Annotated in this window: 17 protein-coding genes; 11 read left to right on the top strand and 6 right to left on the bottom strand. The window is 72.6% G+C overall.

All coding sequences use genetic code 11. From position 1 onward, the window contains the following. Positions 1–29 precede the first annotated feature (29 nt). Together ACFYZS_RS34670 and ACFYZS_RS34665 are read right to left on the bottom strand one after the other, a co-directional pair. Entirely contained in the window at positions 30–1,832 is a 1,803-nt protein-coding gene (locus ACFYZS_RS34670) for a glycoside hydrolase family 15 protein (RefSeq protein WP_389021647.1), read from the bottom strand. Between the two features lie 81 nt (positions 1,833–1,913). Then, a complete protein-coding gene (locus ACFYZS_RS34665) occupies positions 1,914–2,471 on the bottom strand; it encodes a DoxX family membrane protein (protein ID WP_389021644.1) in 558 nt (185 codons plus the stop codon). Between the two features lie 132 nt (positions 2,472–2,603). Between ACFYZS_RS34665 and ACFYZS_RS34660 the strand changes: the two genes are divergently transcribed. From ACFYZS_RS34660 to ACFYZS_RS34650, 3 genes are all read left to right on the top strand, one after another. Then, entirely contained in the window at positions 2,604–3,068 is a 465-nt protein-coding gene (locus ACFYZS_RS34660; RefSeq protein ID WP_389021641.1) for a MarR family winged helix-turn-helix transcriptional regulator, read from the top strand. A gap of 53 nt (positions 3,069–3,121) precedes the next feature. Beyond that, on the top strand, positions 3,122–3,445 hold the full coding sequence (locus tag ACFYZS_RS34655) for a YkvA family protein (RefSeq protein ID WP_389021638.1): 324 nt from the start codon (positions 3,122–3,124) through the stop codon (positions 3,443–3,445). A 69-nt stretch (positions 3,446–3,514) separates the two neighbouring features. Then, a complete protein-coding gene (locus ACFYZS_RS34650; protein ID WP_389021636.1) occupies positions 3,515–4,798 on the top strand; it encodes an SUKH-4 family immunity protein in 1,284 nt (427 codons plus the stop codon). A 29-nt stretch (positions 4,799–4,827) separates the two neighbouring features. Here ACFYZS_RS34650 and ACFYZS_RS34645 read toward each other — a convergent pair whose 3' ends face one another. Next, entirely contained in the window at positions 4,828–5,463 is a 636-nt protein-coding gene (locus ACFYZS_RS34645) for an alpha-ketoglutarate-dependent dioxygenase AlkB (protein ID WP_389021633.1), read from the bottom strand. A gap of 359 nt (positions 5,464–5,822) precedes the next feature. On the opposite strand from ACFYZS_RS34645, the gene ACFYZS_RS34640 reads away from it, so the two are divergent. Further along, positions 5,823–7,790, top strand: a complete 1,968-nt coding sequence (locus tag ACFYZS_RS34640; protein ID WP_389021630.1) for an amino acid transporter — start codon at positions 5,823–5,825, stop codon at positions 7,788–7,790. 189 nt (positions 7,791–7,979) lie between these two features. Then, the gene (locus ACFYZS_RS34635; protein WP_389021627.1) at positions 7,980–8,498 is read left to right on the top strand and encodes a universal stress protein; all 519 of its coding nucleotides are present in this window, start codon (positions 7,980–7,982) and stop codon (positions 8,496–8,498) included. Between the two features lie 219 nt (positions 8,499–8,717). On the opposite strand, the gene ACFYZS_RS34630 is transcribed toward ACFYZS_RS34635, so the two are convergent. Continuing rightward, positions 8,718–9,632 carry an aldose 1-epimerase family protein gene (locus tag ACFYZS_RS34630; RefSeq protein WP_389021624.1) on the bottom strand — a complete coding sequence of 305 codons (915 nt, stop codon included), beginning with the start codon at positions 9,630–9,632 and terminating at the stop codon, positions 8,718–8,720. Between the two features lie 277 nt (positions 9,633–9,909). Between ACFYZS_RS34630 and ACFYZS_RS34625 the strand changes: the two genes are divergently transcribed. From ACFYZS_RS34625 to ACFYZS_RS34610, 4 genes are read left to right on the top strand one after another with little or no spacing between them, the layout of a single operon-like run. Beyond that, positions 9,910–10,749, top strand: coding sequence for an SDR family oxidoreductase (locus ACFYZS_RS34625; RefSeq protein WP_389021621.1), 840 nt, complete (start codon positions 9,910–9,912; stop codon positions 10,747–10,749). 45 nt (positions 10,750–10,794) lie between these two features. Continuing rightward, positions 10,795–12,267 carry a cytochrome ubiquinol oxidase subunit I gene (locus ACFYZS_RS34620; protein ID WP_389021619.1) on the top strand — a complete coding sequence of 491 codons (1,473 nt, stop codon included), beginning with the start codon at positions 10,795–10,797 and terminating at the stop codon, positions 12,265–12,267. Beyond that, on the top strand, positions 12,264–13,322 hold the full coding sequence (locus tag ACFYZS_RS34615; protein ID WP_389021616.1) for a cytochrome d ubiquinol oxidase subunit II: 1,059 nt from the start codon (positions 12,264–12,266) through the stop codon (positions 13,320–13,322). Before ACFYZS_RS34620 ends, ACFYZS_RS34615 begins: the two co-directional genes overlap by 4 nt. A 55-nt stretch (positions 13,323–13,377) precedes the next feature. Then, positions 13,378–13,917: a gluconokinase gene (locus tag ACFYZS_RS34610; RefSeq protein WP_389021613.1), complete on the top strand. Its 540-nt coding sequence runs from the start codon at positions 13,378–13,380 to the stop codon at positions 13,915–13,917. A gap of 4 nt (positions 13,918–13,921) precedes the next feature. On the opposite strand, the gene ACFYZS_RS34605 is transcribed toward ACFYZS_RS34610, so the two are convergent. Continuing rightward, positions 13,922–15,667, bottom strand: a complete 1,746-nt coding sequence (locus ACFYZS_RS34605; protein ID WP_389021851.1) for a cation:proton antiporter — start codon at positions 15,665–15,667, stop codon at positions 13,922–13,924. 14 nt (positions 15,668–15,681) lie between these two features. Further along, the gene (locus ACFYZS_RS34600) at positions 15,682–16,635 is read right to left on the bottom strand and encodes a DUF389 domain-containing protein (protein ID WP_389021610.1); all 954 of its coding nucleotides are present in this window, start codon (positions 16,633–16,635) and stop codon (positions 15,682–15,684) included. Positions 16,636–16,790: 155 nt separating this feature from the next. Here ACFYZS_RS34600 and ACFYZS_RS34595 point away from each other — a divergent pair, with 155 nt between their 5' ends. Next, positions 16,791–17,723 carry a cyclase family protein gene (locus tag ACFYZS_RS34595; RefSeq protein WP_389021608.1) on the top strand — a complete coding sequence of 311 codons (933 nt, stop codon included), beginning with the start codon at positions 16,791–16,793 and terminating at the stop codon, positions 17,721–17,723. A gap of 128 nt (positions 17,724–17,851) precedes the next feature. Next, positions 17,852–19,429, top strand: a complete 1,578-nt coding sequence (locus tag ACFYZS_RS34590; RefSeq protein WP_389021605.1) for a GMC oxidoreductase — start codon at positions 17,852–17,854, stop codon at positions 19,427–19,429. The last annotated feature ends 17 nt before the right edge of the window (positions 19,430–19,446 follow it).

Genomic DNA, 19,446 nt, shown 5'->3' with positions numbered 1-19,446 from the left:
CGGCCCCGTACGGCCGCGCCCCGGGGCGCTCAGCACGCCGGGCGGCCGGGCGGGCGGCCCAGGGTGATGGCCGTGTTCACCAGGCCTACGTGGCTGAACGCCTGCGGGAAGTTTCCGAGTTGGCGGCCGGTGACCGGGTCGTACTCCTCCGCGAGCAGCCCCACGTCGTTGCGTACGGCCAGCAGCCGCTCGAAGAGCTCCCGCGCCTCCTTCTCCCGCCCGGTCATGTGCAGCGCGTCGGCCAGCCAGAACGAGCAGGCCAGGAAGGCCCCTTCGTCGCCGGGCAGCCCGTCGACCGAGGGGCCCTCGGTGCTGTAGCGGCGGACCAGGCCGCTGCTGCCGAGCTCCACCCGCACCGCGTCGACCGTGCCGATCACGCGCGGGTCGTCGGGCGGCAGGAACCCGACCCGCGGGATGAGCAGGGTGGCCGCGTCCAGTTCGCGGGAGCCGTAGTACTGCGTGAAGGTGCCGCGCACCGGGTCGAAGCCGTTGTCGATCACGTCCCGGTGGACCTCGTCCCGCATGGTCCGCCACCGCTCCACGTCGCCGAGCAGCGAGGGATCGCTCTCCATGGTGCGCACGGCCCGGTCCGCGGCGACCCAGGCCATCACCTTGGAGTGCACGAAGTGCCGGCGGGGGCCGCGCACCTCCCACAGGCCCTCGTCCGGCCGCCGCCAGTTGCGCTCCAGGAAGTCGAGGAGCGCGAGCTGGATGCGCCAGGCGTGCCGCTCGGCGGGCAGCCCGTTGGCCCGGGCCAGGTAGAGCGAGTCGAGGACCTCCCCGTACACGTCGAGCTGGAGCTGGTCCACGGCCGCGTTGCCGACCCGGACGGGGGCGGAGGAGGCGTAGCCGCTCAGCCAGGGCAGGTCGGATTCGGGGATCCGGCGCTCGCCGCCGATGCCGTACATGATCTGGAGGTCGGCGGGGTCTCCGGCGATCGCGCGCAGCAGCCATTCGCGCCAGGCGCGGGCCTCGTCCAGGAAGCCGGTCTCCAGGAGGGAGCCGAGCGTCAGGGTGGAGTCGCGCAGCCAGCAGTAGCGGTAGTCCCAGTTGCGGACGCCGCCGATCTCCTCGGGCAGGGAGGTCGTGGCGGCGGCCGCGATGCCGCCGGTCGGGGCGTACGTGAGGGCCTTGAGGGTGATCAGGGAGCGGGTCACCGCCTCCTTGTAGGGGCCCTCGTAGGTGCACTGGGCGGACCAGTCCCGCCAGTCGACGAGGCTCTGCGCCAGCGTCTCGAACGGGTCGCAGGGCTCGGGGCGCGGCTCGTGCGAGGGGTGCCAGGTGAGGACGAAGGCGACCTTCTCGCCGGCGGCGAGGGTGAACTCGGAGCAGGTGCTGTTGGCCTCGCCCCACGTGGGCACGGCCGGCTCGCTGCGGAACCACGCGGAGTCGGGTCCGGCGACGGCGACCCGGTCCCCGTCGGCGCGCCGGACCCAGGGGACGACGTGCCCGTAGTCGAAGCGCAGGCGCAGGACGCTGCGTACGGTGACCTCGCCGGTCAGGCCCTCGACGATGCGCATCACGTCGGGGGCGTTGTCGCGCTCCGGCATGAAGTCGACGACCTTGAAGGATCCGCCGTCCGGGGTGTCCCAGTACGACTCCAGGACCAGCGAGCCGTCGACGTAGGCGCGACGGGTGCACTGCTCGTCATCGGCGGCCCCGGCGGGCGAAATGCGCCAGTGGCCGTTCTCCTTGTCGCCGAGGAGCCCCGCGAAGCAGGCGGGCGAGTCGAAGCGCGGCAGGCACAGCCAGTCGAGGGACCCGTCGCGGCCGACGAGCCCGCTGGTCATGAGGTCGCCGATGAGTGCGTAGTCTTCGATGGGTTGTGTCATTTGTGCGCTGTTCCCCCGAATGCCCGGGCCCAATCAATCCGGGACCCGGGCACCCTCGGGCGCGCTACTGCCGCCCGGCGGTCAGTTGCGTACGAGGAGCAGCACGCCCGCGATGACCACGGCGAGGGCGACGGCGAGGAGGCCGTGGGCCAGGCGGTGGCTGCGCAGGACGGGCAGGAAGCGGTCGGCGGCGTACCTGCCGGGACCGGTGAGGGCCACCGCGGCGGCGGCCGCGGTCAGGAGGAGCTCGTACTCGATGCCCTTCGGGGCGAAGAACGCGCCGGCGCCGTGGACGGCGATCGCGTTGATCATGGTGCCGACGACGGCGGCTCCGGCGAGCGGGGTGAGCAGCCCGAGGGCGAGGCCGAGGCCGCCGAGGGTCTCGGTCAGGCCGGCGACGACGGCCATGGCGTCACCCGCGGGGTAGCCGCTGGCGGTGAAGAACTGGCCGGTGCCGCTGATGCCGCCGCCGCCGAACCAGCCGAAGAGCTTCTGGGCGCCGTGGCCGGCCATGGTGAGTCCGAGGACGACGCGCAGGAGGAGCAGGCCGGCGTCGTGGGCGGGGGTGGAGAGGGCGAGCGGGACGGCCGGTACGGCTGCGGCCTGCGGCTTCGTCGCGGTGACGGAGGGGCTGGTCATGGGGGGGATCCTTCCGGTCGGGCGGTCCGGGCGGGGACGGAGTTGCGGTGGAGCAGGTTTGTTCAAATTCGAACCGCCAGCCCCGACCATAACTAGTGATTCAAATTGGAACAACCCGTGTAGGCTGGGCCCATGGCTGAAACGAGATGGCTGGACGAGCGCGAGATGCGCGCCTGGAGCGGCTTCCTGGCCGCGTCCGCCCTGGTGAACCGCCGCCTCGACCAGCAGCTCAAGGACGACTCCGGCCTCTCGCACCCGCAGTACGAGATCCTCGTGCGGCTCTCCGCGGCCCCTGACGGCGAGCTGCGGATGACGGAACTGGCCAATGGCCTGATCAATTCGAAGAGCGGACTGACCTACCAGGTCACCCAGCTGGAGAAGGCGGGCCTGGTCCGCCGCCGCAGCTGCCCCTCCGACGTGCGCGGGGTCTTCGCCGTCCTCACGGACGCCGGCCGGGCCCGCCTGGAGGAGGCCGCGCCCGGGCACGTGGCGACGGTCAGGGAGGCGCTCATCGACGTGCTCACGCCCGCGCAGCTCGAGGCGCTGGCGGACGGGCTGGGCGAGGTCAGCCGCCGGCTGCGCGAGCACGGCGGATAGCCTGGTACGCAGCGGGTGGCGGGTAACGGGCCCGAACGGGGTATAGGGGTGGCATGGACTGGACGGTCTGGCTGACGATCGCCGCGGTCGTGGCCCTCGGGCTGGCGATCGCGGCCGGTGTGCTCCTCGTACGGGTCTTCGCGGCCCGCCGACTGCTGCTCGACGCGGGGATCCCGCTGCGCGACAAGGCGCTGTTCTGGGTCGCGGTGATCTACACCGTCTCGCCGGTGGACCTGATCCCGGACCCGGTCTACCTCGACGACATCGGTGTGCTGCTGCTGGCGCTGCGCTCCCTGCACGCGGCGGCCGCGGCGGTGCGGCCGGGCGGGACGGCGGTCCCGAAGCCCGCCGGGGCGAAGGAGCCGGATCCCGCGTAGCGGCGGCCGGCACCCTCCCGACCTCCCCCGGACCGGGGGCTGTCACTGGCCTGCGGCACCATGGCCGACATGCCTCGCGAAGATCTTGACGCCCCGTTCTCCTCCCCCGCCGCCCTGTTGGACGCCGGAGCCGACCGCATACGGGAGTGGCCCGCCCCGGGGGCCGAAGGCGCGGTCGGCCGCGAGGTCTTCACCCAGGCCGAGGCCGTGTTCGGGTATGCGGAGGTCTCGCGTGCGGAGTTCGGCTCGTGGCTGCACTTCGCCGCGAAGGTGCTGGGGCACGACGCGTACGCGGAGCAGGTCGCCGCGGCCGAGCCCGGCATGCCCTGGCGGACCGTATGGGCCTGGTGGCGGCCGGTCGGGGCCTTCCGCGCCGAGCCGAACCTCAGCGGGGACGCCTCGGCCGACGTCCTGGACGGGCCGGACGGCCGGAGCCTGCTGAAGGTCTGGTCCCTGTGGACCGAGGAGCGCTGGTTCGACCTGGCCACCGGCGAGCGGTGCCCGGCCCCCGCCGCCGGGGAGTTCACCCGCCGCGCGGCGGAGCCCGAGGACGAGGAGCCGTACCTCTTCGACCCGGACGAGGAGGCCTGGGCCCTGCACTGCCCCGGCACCTGGGAGGAGCCCGTACCCCTCGGCGGGGGCCGCTTCCTGCTCACCGAGGCCCGCGGGATCGTGGTCGTGGAGCGCAACGGGGCGGTGGCCGCCGCGGGCTGGCCCGGCGGCGGCGCCGACACCTCCTCCTGGGACGAGGGCGCGAGCAGTCCGTGGTTCGCCGGCCCGGAGCCGGGCGAGAGCCCGCTGGACGCGGCCCGCGTGGAGGCGGTGTTCGGCGCCGACCGCACGGTCCGCGTACCGGACGCACGGCTTCCCGCGGAACTGACCCACCTCCCGACCCGGGAGCTGATCGGCACGGTGGGCCTGCCGAGCCACTGGGCGGCGGGCGTGACCTCGTTCGAGCTGGCCTGGACCGAGGACGGCCCCGGGAGGCCGGAGCCGGACACCGACTTCGGCGGACTGCTGCACCTGGGGACGTTCGAGCTGGGCCACGCCGACGAGGGCCACGTGCTCCTCCATCCGGGGACGGGCGCGGTGTCGATGGTCCGCGAGGGCGAGGGGCCGTTCCCCTTCGCCCGGGACACGGAGACGTTCGTACGCCTCCTGGAGGCCGTGCGCCGGTTCATGGGGGCCTGCTGGGACCCGTATCCGCAGGAGGACGGCCACGGCTCCTTCCTCTTCGAGGTGGGGGAGCTGGAGCCGGACGTCCTGGAGTCCGATGATCCCGAAGAGCCCGGCGCCGCGGTGTGGGAGCACGTCTTCGCGTCCATCACGGAGCTGGGCGTCCACGGGTACTGAGCCGGGCCCCGGCGGCGGGTGACCGCGACTCAGCGGACGCCGCGGGGGCGGTACTGGATGCTGATGCGGGGGCCGACCGCGCGGGTGGATTTGGGGATGGCGTGCTCCATGGTCCGCTGGCAGGAGCCGCCCATCACGACGAGGTCGCCGTGCCCCAGGGGCAGGCGCAGCAGGGTGGGGCCGCCGTCGCGGGGGCGCAGGACGAGGTCGCGGGGGTCGCCGACCGAAAGGATCGCGACCATCGTGTCCTCGGTGGCGGACCGGCCGATGCGGTCCCCGTGCCAGGCGACGCTGTCGCGGCCGTCCCGGTAGAGGCAGAGGCCGGCGGTGGTGAAGGGCTCCCCCAGCTCGGCGGCGTAGTGCCGGGTCAGCGCGGAGCGGGCCTCGGTGAGCACCGGGTGCGGCAGCGGCTCGCCCTCGTCGTAGAAGGCGAGCAGGCGGGGGACGTCCACCTCGCGCTCGTACATCCGGCGGCGCTCCGCCCGCCACGGCACGTCCTCGGCCAGCCTCTCGAACAGCGTGTCGGCGCCCGAGAGCCAGCCGGGCAGGTGGTCGACCCAGGCACCGGCACCGAGCGCGGTGCGGCGCAGCTCCGGGAGGGGGCCGAGGCGGAGCTCGTCACCCTGGTCGAAGAGGGAGCCCTGGAGGCCGGGGATCGTTCGCACGGGTCCATCATATCGCGCCACTCGAACATTCGATCGATTCATGGTCCGCACGCCCCCTCGTCCCCGGAAAGGGGGCGTCAAGGTAGCGCTAGGGAGGCGTTAAGGAGCCGTCAAGAGCCGCCGGGGTCCTGGACCGGGACGGCCATCGGTCCACGGCCGTGGCGCCGCACGTCTGCGCAGGTGGGAGGCGGGTTCCGGGCGGAGTACACGGCTCCGGCCAACCGGAGCAGTCCCCCGCGCGGCAGCGTCGGGGGCCCGTCAGCATGGGAACGCGCGCGTGCACGAATGATCGAGTTCCGTACGCTTGCCCAGCCGTCGCACCGATGGCCGGATCCAAGCCGTACGAAGGAGCACCCGCGATGGCCACCCCCGCCCAGCCGAGCCGCCTGAGGGCATGGCTCCTGGAAGGCCTGACCGACCAGACGAGACACCGGTCGGGCCATGGGTCGCAGGAGACGCCCGACGGGAGCGGAACGGCCGCGGCCGCCGACCACGGGCGGCCGTGGTGGCGCGTGATGTGTCTGACCGGCCTCGACTACTTCTCCACCCTCGGCTACCAGCCGGGCATCGCGGCGCTCGCGGCCGGCCTGCTGTCGCCGCTGGCGACGATCGTGCTGGTGGTGCTGACCCTGCTCGGCGCGCTGCCGGTCTACCGCCGCGTCGCGGAGGAGAGCCCGCACGGCGAGGGGTCCATCGCGATGCTGGAACGGCTGTTGTCGTTCTGGAAGGGCAAGCTGTTCGTCCTGACCCTGCTGGGCTTCGCGGCGACCGACTTCCTCATCACGATCACCCTGTCGGCGGCCGACGCGACCGCGCACCTGGTGGAGAACCCGCATCTGACCAGCACGCTCAACGGCCACCAGGTGCTGATCACCCTGATCCTGATCGCCCTGCTGGGCGGCGTGTTCCTCAAGGGGTTCAGCGAGGCCATCGGGGTGGCCGTGGTCCTCGTCTTCTCCTACCTCGCGCTCAACGTCGTCGTCATCGCGGTCGGCCTGTGGCAGGTCGTCAGCGAGCCGCACGTCATCACCGACTGGAAGCAGGCGCTGATCACCGAACACGGCAACGTGTTCATGATGATCGCCATCGCCCTCGTCGTCTTCCCCAAGCTGGCACTGGGCCTGTCCGGGTTCGAGACCGGTGTCGCGGTCATGCCGCACGTCCAGGGCTCCCCCGACGACACCGAGGACAAGCCCGCGGGCCGGATCCGGGGCACGAAGAAGCTGCTGACCACCGCCGCCGTGATCATGAGCGTCTTCCTGATCACCAGCAGCTTCGTCACCACCCTCCTCATCCCCGCCGACGCCTTCCAGCCGGGCGGCGAAGCCAACGGCCGCGCCCTCGCGTACCTGGCCCACGAGTACCTGGGCTCCGCCTTCGGCACCGTCTACGACATCTCGACCATCCTCATCCTGTGGTTCGCGGGCTCTTCCGCCATGGCCGGCCTCCTCAACCTGATGCCGCGCTACCTGCCCCGCTACGGCATGGCCCCGCACTGGGCCCGCGCCCTGCGCCCGATGGTCATCGTGTTCACCCTGATCGCCTTCCTGGTCACCTGGATCTTCGACGCCGACGTCGACGCCCAGGGCGGCGCGTACGCCACCGGCGTCCTCGTCCTGATCACCTCGGCGGCCGTCGCCGTGACCATCGCGGCCCGCCGGGCCGGGGAGCGCGGCTGGACGATCGGATTCGGTGTCATCTCCGCGGTGTTCGTCTACACCACCGCCGTCAACGTGGCCGAGCGCCCCGACGGCGTGAAGATCGGCGCCTGCTTCATCGCCGGCATCATGGCCCTCTCGCTGCTCTCCCGCCTCGCCCGCGTCTTCGAGCTGCGCGTCACGCACGTGGAGTTCGACGACATGGCGCAGCGGTTCGTCCGCGACACCGCCAACCGGACGATCCGGTTCATCGCCAACGAGCCGGACAGCCGCGACAAGGCCGAGTACCGCGACAAGGTCCAGCAGATCCGTGCCGACAACGACATCCCGGCCGGCGACGACGTCATGTTCGTCGAGGTCACCGTCCTGGACGCGTCCGAATTCGAATCGGGCATGCGCGTGCGCGGCGAGGTCCTCCACGACCGCTACCGCGTGCTGACCCTGGAGAGCTCCAGCATCCCCAACGCCCTCGCGGCGCTGCTGCTGCACGTCCGCGACGAGACCGGGCAGCGGCCGCACATCTACTTCGAGTGGACCGAGGGCAACCCGATGGCCAACTTCCTGCGCTTCTTCCTCTTCGGCCAGGGCGAGGTCGCCCCCGTCACCCGCGAGGTCATCCGCGAGGCGGAACCCGACCGGAGCCGCCGTCCGCACGTCCACGCCGGCTGACGGCGGCACCTGCACCTGCACCTGCACCTGCACCTGCATTTGCGGCGCCACCGCCACCAGGTCCGCGTCAACGACCCGTCACGGTTCGCGGCCTCCCCGTCAGGAAGCCGTCAACGGACCGCCCCTTCCCGCCCGCCCGGCGCTTGCATGGGAGCCGGCAGCAGACCGGATGAGGGGTGGACGGTGGACGTGGTGCGGCACAGAGTCGTGGTCGGTGTGAGCGGGAGCGCCGGCAGCCTGACGGCCCTGCACCGGGCCGCCGCCGAGGCCCGGGTGCGCGGCGCGGAGCTGTGGGCGGTCCTGGCCTGGCAGGCGCCGGGCGGGGACATCGGCAGCCGCGGTCCGGGCTCGGTCCCGATGCTGGCCGCCGTGAAGGCCGCGGCCGTCGAGCGGCTGCGGCTCGCCCTCGACAGCGCCTTCGGTCCGGCCGGCCCGGGCGTGGCCCTCGCCGGTCATGCCGTACGGGCCACGGCCGGTGCGGCCCTCCTCGACGCGGTGAGCGGGCCGGAGGACCTGCTCGTCGTGGGGACGGGCGCGCGCGGGGCCGTACGCCGCCTGCTGCGGCCCTCGGTGGCCCGGCACTGCCTGGCGCACGCGCCCTGTCCGGTCCTGACCGTGCCGCCGTCCCCGCTCCAGGCCGAACTGGACGCCGTCCACCGCCGGAACGTCTGGCGGCTCCCGCTGGACGCGCGCGAGCTCGCCGAATGAGCGGTCCGGCGCCGCGCCCGGCCATGGCCCCGACCGGAGCGGCCTAGGGGGTGTCCGCAAAGTAGCGCCGTGCGCCCGCAGGGCGCTCCCGCGGCGTCCGGTGCGTGCTCTCGGTGTGCCGGGCGGAAGCCCGTGTACTGGACGTACTCGGGATTTCGCCCGGTGCGCCGAGAGCGCGTGCCGGGCGCCGCGGGGCAGGCGGGACTTTGACGACACCCCCTAGCCGAGCCAGGGTGCGAGCCCCCACCGCAGCGTGTGCCGGTCCCCCGGTTCGAGACGCACGCGCGCGGTGTCGCGGCGGAAGGCGTCGGGGCCGCAGCTCATCGGCTCCACGGCGACGCCGCGGCGCCGGTGCGGCTCGGGCAGGGTGTCCCCGGTGTACACCTGCACGAAGTCCGCCCCCTCGCCGAGCCACAGGTCGGTACCGTACGCGCCGGACGGCTCGGCGAGGCGTACGACGGCCCGCCCGTCCGCCTCCCGCAGCAGGTCCGTGAAGGCCGTGTCCAGCCGCTGCGGGCCGATGGGCCGCGGCGCGCCGAAGTCCTCGGGCGTCCCCGCGACCGGCTCGGACGCGACGGGCAGGCCGCGGTCGTCGGTGCGCAGCCGGGTCCGGGCGGGCACGGTCAGCAGCATGCCGTCGACCGTGCCGGGCCCCACGGCCAGGTACGGGTGCTGACCGACTCCGTACGGAGCGGGGCTGTCGCCGACGTTGCGCGCGGTGAGCGTGACCGACATGCCGTGGCGGTCGAGTGCGTACTCCGCCCGCGCCACCAGGTGGAAGGGGTACCCGGGCTGCGGCCAGAGCGTGGCCGCCAACACCACGCGGCTCTCCGCCTGCTCCACCGCCTGCCATGAGGTCCAGCGCAGCAGGCCGTGGATGGCATTGGCGTGTTCGGTCTCGTTGAGGGGCAGCTGCAGTTCCCGGCCGTGCCACGAGTACCGGCCGTCTCCGATCCGGTTGGGCCACGGCATCAGGAGCTGTCCGCGCCCGCCCTCTATCGCGTCGTCGGCGCCGAATCCGTCGACGACCTGCCGCTCGGCGACGGTGTACTGGCGCAGGGCCGCGCCCAACTCCACGACGACGGCGGTCTGCGAACCGCTGGTCAGCCGGAACTGGGTACCCGTCCGATGCATGTTCGCCATCCTCGCCGGCGGCGGTCGGGGTTCGGGATCCCGCACACCGGGTGCCTCCATTCCATCACCGCGCGGATCCCGTCGCACCTCGGCCGGGCGTCCCCCTGCGTGGACGCGCCCGCACCGGGGCGGCCTCCCCGGCCGGCGTTGAGCCGTTCGGCTCGGCGGGGGCACTCCATCGGGGCAGCGGCGGTCGTGCCACCGGGCCGTGGCCGTACCGCGGTGCTCTCGTGGTGGCGCGTACGTCGTGCCCCGTCAGCACCCAGGGAGGGTTTCAGTGGAAGCCAGCGGCAGTGACCGTGGAACGCTGCTCGTTCCGCAGGTCCTCAAGGGTCAGAAGGCCTTGGTGACGGGGGCGAACTCCGGCATCGGCAAGGCCACCGCGATCGGCCTCGGACGGGCGGGCGCCGACGTGGTCGTGAACTACGTCGCCGGGCAGGAAGCCGCGCAGGAGGTGGTGCGGGAGATCGAGGGGTTCGGAGTCCGCGCCTACGCGCACGAGGGCGACGTGTCGCAGGAGGACCAGGTCGTCGACATGGTGGCCCGGATGGTCGAGGAGTTCGGGACCATCGACATCATGGTCGCCAACGCCGGTCTGCAGCGGGACGCCGCGGTCACCGACATGACCATGGCCCAGTGGAGCAAGGTACTGGACGTCAACCTCACCGGTCAGTTCCTCTGCGCCCGTGAGGCGACCAAGGAATTCCTGCGCCGCGGCGTGGTGCCGGAGGTGTCCCGTTCCGCGGGGAAGATCATCTGCATGAGCTCGGTGCACCAGATCATCCCCTGGGCCGGGCACGTGAACTACGCCTCCTCCAAGGGCGGCGTGCAGATGCTCATGGCCACGCTCGCGCAGGAGCTCGCCCCGCACCGGATCCGGGTGAACGCCGTGGCTCCGGGTGCGATCCGCACGCCGATCAACCGCAGCGCCTGGGACACCCCGGATGCCGAGGCCGACCTGCTGAAGCTCATCCCGTACCGCCGCGTCGGCGACCCCGAGGACATCGCGAACGCCGTGACCGTCCTCGCCTCCGACCTGCTCGACTACGTCGTGGGGACGACTATCTACGTGGACGGAGGCATGACCCTGTTTCCCGGGTTCGCGACCGGTGGCTGAGGCCCGCAGTCCTTCAGCCGTCCGGCACGAACTGCTAAGGCTCACATGAACACCGCGATCGCGATCATGGCGGACACCCCTCCGCAGCTGCTCCCTGCCCGCGAGCTCATGGCCTTCACCCTGGCCTCCCACATCCTGCTCGTGCCCTTCGGCGTGGCCCTGCCCGCCATCACCCTCCTGATGCACTACCGGGGGCTGCGCAAGGGCGACCCGGTCGCCCTGCTGCTCGCGCGGCGCTGGTCGGCGGTGATGGCCGTGCAGTTCGCCATCGGCATCGTCACCGGCACCGTGCTCTCCTTCGAGTTCGGCCTGCTGTGGCCGGGCCTGATGGGCCGCTGGGGCGATGTCTTCGGCCTCGGATTCGGGGTCGAGGCCTGGGCGTTCTTCCTCGAGGCGATCCTCATCGCCATCTACCTCTACGGCTGGCGCAGGCTGAAGCCGTGGACCCACTTCTGGCTGGGTCTGCCCCTGCCGCTGACGGCGCTGCTGGGGGCGTTCGGGATCATCGCCGCGAACTCCTGGATGAACACACCGCGCGGCTTCTCGCTCGACGCGGACGGCAACCCCGTCGACGTCGACGTCCGCAAGGCCATCTTCACGCCGATGTTCGGCCCCGAGTACTGGCACTTCGTGGCGGGCGTCGTCCTCACGGCCGGCTACGTCGTGGCCGGGGTGTACGCGGTCGGCTGGCTGCGCGGCCGGCGCGACCACTACCACCGGCTCGGCTTCACCGTTCCGTTCACCGTCGCCGCGGTCCTCACCCCCGTGCAGTTCGTGCTCGGGGACTCCATCGCCCGGTCGGTCTTCCACAAGCAGCCGATCAAGTTCGCCGCCACCGAGCTCGTGTGGAAGACCGGCGACCACGTGCCGGAGTACCTGTTCGGGCGCATGCATCCCGACGGATCGATCTCCGGCGGGATCAAGATCCCGCTGCTGGACTCGATCCTCGCCGGCTTCCGTCCGGACACCGTGGTGACGGGCTTGTCCTCGGTGCCCGCGAGCGACCGCCCCACGGCGACCCAGGCCACCATCGCCCACTGGGCGTTCGACATCATGGTGACGATCGGAAGCCTGCTCGTCCTGCTCGCGCTCTGGTACGGCTGGTGCTGGCTGCGCCGCCGCGACCTGCCTCGCTCACCGTGGTTCTTCCGGTGCGCCGCCGTGGCCGGGGCGGCCTGCCTGGTGACGGTGGAATGCGGCTGGATCACCACCGAAGTGGGCCGCCAGCCCTGGATCGTCTACGAGAACATGCGGGTGTCCGAAGCCGTCACGGACACCCGGGCCTCGTCGCTGTGGGCGATGCTCGGCATCGTCATCGTGGTCTACACGCTCATCCTCGGCACCTTCCTGACCGTCCTGCTCAAGATGCGCACCCGTTGGCGGGCCGCCGATGAGCGGCAGGGCGGCGCCCAGGCTGCCGGCACTCCGGAAGGCGACACCCCCTACGGGCCCCGCCGGACGGCCGCGGCGGCCGCACCGGACGGCGGCACGGCACCCGGTGACGGAGGAGGACGATGATCCAGGACGTCGTGGCCTGGGTGCTGCTGGCCGCGGTGGCCGCCTACGCGTGCGCCGGCGGGACCGACTACGGGGCCGGGTTCTGGGACCTGTTCGCGGGCGGCTCCGTACGGGGCAAGCGGCCCCGGTGGCTGATCGACCACGCCATGGAGCCCGTCTGGGAGACGAACAACGTCTGGCTCATCTTCGTCCTGGTGATCATGTGGACGGGCTTTCCGGTCCTGTTCCAGACGGTCTTCACGGCCATGTGGCTGCCCCTGGCCCTCGCGGCCGTCGGGCTCGTGCTGCGCGGTGCGGGCTTCGCGCTCCGCAAGCCCATGACCCGCCTCTCGCGCCGCAGGATCTACGGCGCCGCCTTCGCCGTGTCCTCCCTCCTGACGCCCTTCTTCCTCGGGGCGGTGGTCGGCGGCCTGGCCACGGGCCGGGTCGCTCCCGGGACGACGGCGTCCGCCGACGCCTGGTCCAACGGGACCTCCGTGCTCGCCGGACTGCTCACCGTCGCCGCGACCGCCTACCTGGGCGCGGTGTTCCTCACCGCCGACGCGCGCCGCTTCGACGCCCCCGACCTCGTCCGCTACTTCCGGCTGCGGGCCTGGTGCAGCCTCGGGGCCGTCGCCGTCCTGGCCGTCATCGGCCTCGCCGTCACCCACCACGACGCGCGCTACGTCTACGACGGCCTCACCAGCGGCGTCGGCCTGGTCCTCGTCCTGGTGGCCGTCGCCTGCGCCCTGGCCACGGCCGCGCTGCTGTACCGCACGGCGACGGGCTGGGCGAGGCTCACCGCGGTCTCCGGCGTCGCCCTCGTCGTGTTCGCCTGGGGGGTGGCCCAGCGGCCGTACCTCATCCCCACCTCGCTGACCGTGGACCAGGCGGCCGGGGCATCGACGACGCTGCGCTGGCTGCTCCTGGTCACGGTCATCGCGATGGTGCTCGTCGGACCGCCGCTGGTGCTGCTCTACCGACTGGACACCGGCGGCGCCCTGCAGCCCCTCGCGGAGAACGACCTGCGGCGGACGGCGGTGAACCGGGACCCGGGCGGCGCCCCGCCGTCCTGAACGTTCCCGGCGGACGGATGCGCCCGCCGGTGCCGACGCGGAGAGGGGGAGGTCCATGACGGGGCCCGGGCCGGGACCGGTCGTCGTGGTGGTGCTGGGCGTGTCGGGCGCCGGGAAGAGCACCGTCGGGCGGGCCTTGGCCGAGGGGCTCGGAGTGCCGTTCCTGGAGGGCGACGACGTCCACCCCGCCGCGAACGTCGCCAAGATGGCCGCCGGCCACCCCCTGGACGACGCGGACCGCGCCCCGTGGCTGCGTACGCTCGCCGACCGGATCCGGCAGTCCGCCCGGTCGGGCCGGGGGCTGGTGGTCAGCTGCTCGGCCCTCAAGCGCGCGTACCGCGACGAGCTCCGCGGGGCCGCCCCCGGCGTCCGGTGCGTGTACCTGGCGGTGGACCGCGCCACCGCCCGGGCCCGGGTCTCCGCGCGGGCGGGCCACTTCATGCCCCTGCGCCTGGTCGACTCGCAGTTCGAGATCCTGGAACCGCTGGAACCGGACGAGCCCGGCGTGACCGTCGACGCCGCAGACGACCCCGAGGTCACCGTGGATCGGGCCCGCCGCGCCGTCGCGGGCTTCGGTCGGGGGCCGGCCCGCTGAGGGGTCAGCCGCCGAGGAGTACGGCGACGTCCCCCGCCCGCGGCACCGGACCGCCCGTCCGGGTGACGGGGAGCAGGGTGCCGTCCGGACGGACCAGGAACAGCAGATGGTGCCCGGCCGGGACGGGCCCGTCGAGGCGGCGCGTGACGAGGCGGGCGCCCCGGTCGTAGCGGCGGGACAGCTCCGGACCGGTGAGCGCGGGATCGAAGAGCACCTGGCCGCCGGTGTACGGGGCGACGACGCCCGCGGTGTCGGTCGCCGGCCCCAGGCGGTACACCGGGCCCTCCACGCTGCCCTGGAGGTTCATGGAGGCCAGGGCGTTGAAGTCGCCCTCGTCGGTCAGGAGCAGGACGCCGGTGAGGCCCTCCAGCTCGGCACCCGAGCCGGTGGCCGCGGCGAAGAGCTCCCCGGGGGCGAGTTCGAGCCCGGCGGCCCGGATCCGGTCCCGCTCCGCGTCGTGCCCCGCCCACATGACGACCTCCAGCCCGGCCGACCGCAGGGCCAGTCCCAGATCGACCACCCAGGGATCACCGCCCACGAGCAGCGGCCGGGAGCGGGAGGGGCGTACGACACCCAGTCGTCTGGCGACCGGCGCGGCGGTGAGCCCGTAGAGCGTGACGGTCACCACGATCACCACGAACGTGGCGGGAAGGATCTTCGAGGCGCCGCCCACGCCCTCGTCGGCCAGCGTGGCCGAGAACGTCGAGGCGGTGGCCGCGGCCACGATGCCGCGCGGCGCCATCCATCCCAGGAAGCCCCGCTCCCCGCGCGTCAGATCCGTGCCGAGCGACGCGACGGCCGCCACGAGCGGCCGGGTCACCAGGACGAGTACCGCGACGAGGCCGAGCGCGGGCAGCACCACGTGGTGCAGCGAACGGGGGCTGACGGTGGCCGAGATGGAGATGAACAGGAGGCCGATGACCAGGTGCACCAGGGTCTCGAAGAACGGATTGCGGGCGCCCGTGTCGGAGCCGGGCAGGTTCGCCACCGCCAGCCCCATCAGAACGGCGGCGATCAGGCCCGTGTCGTCCCGGATCACGTTGCAGGCGGCCGCCACCCCGATCACCGCGGCCAGCTGGACCGTGGTGCCCAGCACCGCCCCCGGCCGGAGCCTGCGCAGCAGCATGAGCGCCACGGTCCCCGCGATGCCTCCGGCCAGGCCCACCGCCGCGCTGGTGGTGAACTCCAGCACCTTGCCGGCGAAGCCGCTGCCGTTCCCGGCCACCACGCCGTGGAAGACGAGCGCCGCCAGGATGGCTCCCACCGGATCGATGAGCGTGCCCTCCCAGACGAGGACGTGCTGCAGCCGTTCCGTGGGACGCACGAAGCCCAGCAGCGGTCCGACGACGGTGGGGCCGGACACGATCAGGATGGCCCCGAGCATCACGGCCGCACTGCCCGACATCCCCAGCAGCACCCCGGCGAGCAGCGCCGTGGACCCCGCGGTGAGCAGGGCGCCGAGCCAGATCAGCCGCACCACGACCCGGCGGGTGTGCGCCCTGAACCGCTTCAGGTCCAGGCCGAGCCCGGCGTCGTAGAGGATCACCGCGACGGCCAGCGAGACCAGCGGGGAGAAGGCGGCTCCGAGCAGTTTCTCGGGGTTCACGTCATCGGTCAGCGCGCCGGCGGCGAATCCGGCCGGCAGCAGGACGATCAGCGCGGGGACGCGCAGCCGGCTCGCCAGCAGCTGGGAGCCCACGGCCAGGACGACGATCAGTCCGAGGCCCGTGAACACCTGGTCCTGCGACAGGGCGGCGGCCGCGTTCACGCCGCGGTCCGCCGTTTCCGGTGCGCGCTGACACGCCGCCACATCGCCCGCTGGACCTTGAGCGTCCCGGTTCCGACCAGGATCAGTACGACGATGTTGAGCAGCAGCTGGAGCAGGGATCCCAGGGCCTCGTCCCAGCTGGCGTACGCGCACGAGACCCCGATGTCGGCCGCCGCCGGAATGGTGGTCACCGAGATGAAGACGCCGAGCAGTGCGCTGGTGCGGGACTCGGTCAGCGAGACGATGCCCACGATCCCGGCGAGCACGGCCACCACGACCGAGAAGAAATTGGGGGTGTTGATCAGGTTCGACACCGGCCTGATCCCGAGCTCGAAGGCCTTCGGCTGGAGGTCGAAGCCGCGGACGAGCAGCGCGAACAGGAAGGTGGCGGCCACGGCCAGCGCGAAGCCCGCGACCAGCGCCGCGAGGCCCTGGCGGACGGGCGGCCGGGAACCGTGGTCGATGCCCAGGGCGACGCTGGTGACGGCCGCGTACTCCGGACCGACCACCATGGCCGCGACGATGAGGATCTGCGAGTTGGTGATGATGCCGACCGCGCCGATGACACCGGCGATGACCATGAAGAGGTAGAAGCTCGGGGGGTACCGCCCCGCGGCCCGGATCCGGGCCTCCACCTGCTCCCACACCGGCACGCGCAGCCGGGACCCGAGCACCGCGGCTCCCGCCCTGGCCGCGTGGTCGGAGAAGGCCGTGTCGACCGGGTCGAGGACGATGGACCCCCGGCGTTCGAGTCCGATGTCCCGCAGCCCGCGCAGTACCTCGTTGGCGACTCCGGTGAGGACGTCGCACACGATGGCGTCGCCGTCGGGGTTGCGTACGCTGTCGGGCCGCAGGGAGAGGTTGAGGACGCACGGCTGGGCGCTCAGCAGGGTCATGACACGACCCGTCAGGTCCGGCGGGCTCACGGCGCGGACGTGCAGCATGTCCAAGCGGATCTCCGCGTGTGAGAGGGGTGCGCACGGGTGCGCCGGGCCCGGACAGGCCGCTCGTCCATTAACGCGGCGGCCCTGGGGCTCGGCAAATCGGATGCGGCCGGGCCGCCGCTCGGCGCGCGCCGGCGGCGGGTGTGCCGGATGGTGAGGACATGGGTACGCCCGACGGGATGAGCGGGGCCGACTTCGGGTCGCTCTATCGTGAACTGCGCAATACGGCACCCGGTGGTGTCGCACCGCTGGGAGCCCTGGGCATCCTCACCCCCGCGCGGACGCTGGCGGCCGTCCGTGAAGTGCGCTCCGGCCGCTCGGTCTCGCTCGCCGCGCCCGTGAACACCCGCGAGGGACCGGACAACGCCGACCCGGCGGAGCACCGGCTCACCGCGCCCGCCGGCGGCGTCCCGGACCCGGGCGGCCTGCAGTTCGCCCGGGACCGCATCGCCATGAACATCCACGGCGACGTCGACAGCCACATCGACGCCCTCTGCCACGTCATCTACGGGGGGACCCTGCACGGCGGCGTTCCCGCCGCGGACGTGCTCTCCCCGAACGGGTCCGCGGCCCTGTCCATCGATCTGGCCCGCGACGGCATCGTGGGCCGGGGAGTGCTCCTGGACGTCCCGCGCCTGCTCGGCGTCCCCTGGCTCGAACCGGGGTCGCACGTGAGCGCCGAGGACCTCGCCGCCGCCGAGGAGCAGCAGGGGGTGCGGGTCGACAGGGGCGACATCCTGCTCGTACGCGTCGGGCACCAGCGGCGGCGTGCGCAGCTCGGCGCCTGGGACACGGCCGGCGCGCGGGCCGGGCTCCACCCGACGGCCCTGCGCTTCCTGGCCGAGCGAGAGGTGGCCGCCCTCGGCAGTGACGGCAACAACGACACGGCTCCCAGTGCCGTGCCGAGCGTCGCGTTCCCGGTGCACGTACTCGCCGTCCACGCGATGGGGCTGCACCTGCTCGACTACCTGCAGTTCGAGGAGCTGGCCCCGCTCTGCGAACGGGAGGGCCGCTGGTCGTTCCTCTGCGTGATCGCACCGCTACGGCTGTCCTCGGCGACCGGTTCTCCCGTCAATCCCCTCGCGATCCTGTGACCGACCGGGCGTCCTCGCGCCCCGGCCGGCCCGAGTCGCTGGGCCTCCCCTCCGGAGCTACGTTGTAGATGCGATACGGACCCCAACTCACCCGACAGGAGCAGATCGTGCTCCGGGGAGGTGGCCGCATGACCGAGGCTCGGGAGTACGACGTCATCATCATCGGCACGGGTGCCGGCGGCGGAACGCTCGCCCACCGCCTGGCGCCCACCGGCAAGCGGATCCTCCTCCTCGAGCGCGGCGGCTACCTGCCGCGCGAACGGGACAACTGGGACTCGACCCAGGTCTTCGTCAAAGGGAAATACCGCGCACCGGAGTTCTGGTACGACAAGCACGGGGACCGGTTCCCGCCCGAGGTGAACTACTACGTCGGCGGGAACACCAAGTTCTACGGCGCCGCACTCTTCCGCATGCGCCCCGAGGACTTCGGCGAACTCCGCCACCACGACGGCGTCTCTCCCGCCTGGCCACTGGACTACGGCGATCTGGAGCCGTACTACACGCAGGCCGAGCACCTCTACCTCGTCCACGGACGGCACGGCGAGGATCCCACCGAGGGGCCGGCCGGCGCCCCGTACGCGCATCCGCCCGTGGAACACGAGCCGCGCATCCAGCAGTTGAGCGACGATCTCGAGAAGCAGGGCCTGCACCCCTTCCACCTCCCGATCGGGGTCAACCTCGTCCAGGACGACCAGGGGCGGGCGGCGCACGGAAGCGCGTGCATCCGCTGCGACCGCGTCGACGGCTTCCCCTGCCTGCTCGGCGCGAAGTCGGACGCCCAGGTCATCTGCGTGGACCCGGCGCTGGAACACGCCAACGTCGAGCTGATCACGCATGCCGACGTGCGCCGCCTCGAGACGGACGCCACCGGGCGGAGCGTCACCTCGGTCGTGGCGGAACTGGAGGACGGCACGGTCCGGTTCTCCGCCGGCATCGTGGTGGTGGCCTGCGGGGCCGTCAACTCCGCCGTCCTGTTGCTGCGTTCGGCCGACGACCGGCACCCCCGCGGCCTGGCCAACAGTTCGGACGTGGTCGGCCGGCACTACATGCGGCACAACAACCTGGCCCTGATGGCGGTGTCCAAGGAGCCCAACGACACCAGGTTCCAGAAGACGCTGGCGCTGCACGACTGGTACCTGGGCAGCGACGACTGGGACTACCCCCTCGGCGGCATCCAGATGCTCGGCAAGTCCGACGCCGAACAGATCCACGGCGAGGCACCCCGCTGGGCCGGCGCCGTCACCCCCGACATGCCCTTCGAGGTGCTCGCCCACCACGCGGTCGACTTCTGGCTGTGCGGCGAGGACCTGCCCGACCCGGGCAACCGCGTCACCCTCGACGCGGACGGCGGGATCCACCTCGCCCTCGACGAGAAGAACAACACCGCCGGACTGAAGCGGCTGCGGCACAAACTGCAGGGCATGCTCGGCCACTTGGGCATGCACGAACACCATCTGCTGTCGCACAGCATCTACCTGCACAAGGGCATGCCCATCGGCGCCACGGCGCACCAGGCCGGCACCGTCCGCTTCGGCCGCGACCCGCAGGCTTCCGCGCTCGACGTGCACTGCAAGGCCCACGACCTCGACAACCTCTACGTCGTCGACACGAGCTTCTTCCCGAGCATCGGCGCGGTCAATCCCTCGCTGACGGCCATCGCCAACGCCCTGCGCGTCGGGGACCACCTCGCCGAGCGACTGCGTTGACCGGGACCCGGGCGCAA

This window comes from Streptomyces sp. NPDC001903 (assembly GCF_042891345.1).
Classification (GTDB): Bacteria; Actinomycetota; Actinomycetes; order Streptomycetales; family Streptomycetaceae; genus Streptomyces.
This window is presented reverse-complemented; position numbering and strand designations above follow the sequence as displayed.